The sequence below is a fragment of the Xenorhabdus entomophaga genome (genome assembly GCF_037996725.1).
Lineage (GTDB): Bacteria > Pseudomonadota > Gammaproteobacteria > Enterobacterales > Enterobacteriaceae > Xenorhabdus > Xenorhabdus khoisanae.
The window spans coordinates 1-232 of the sequence record NZ_JBBMXH010000474.1; the positions used below are offsets into that span (position 1 = coordinate 1).

General features: G+C 51.3%; 1 rRNA gene. It reads left to right on the forward strand.

Annotation, left to right across the window (positions count from 1 at the left end):
• Positions 1-101 (forward strand): 16S ribosomal RNA (locus AAC854_RS23690); the annotation flags it as partial.
• Positions 102-232 lie beyond the last annotated feature (131 nt).

Genomic DNA, 232 nt, shown 5'->3' on the forward strand with positions numbered 1-232 from the left:
GCTTAACCTTCGGGAGGGCGCTTACCACTTTGTGATTCATGACTGGGGTGAAGTCGTAACAAGGTAACCGTAGGGGAACCTGCGGTTGGATCACCTCCTTAACCGAAAGATAGTGAAATGTTGAGTGTTCACACAGATTGTCTGATGAAATGAAGATGAGCAGCGCGTCTGCGAAGAAGACTCGATGTCCCCTTCGTCTAGAGGCCTAGGACACCGCCCTTTCACGGCGGTA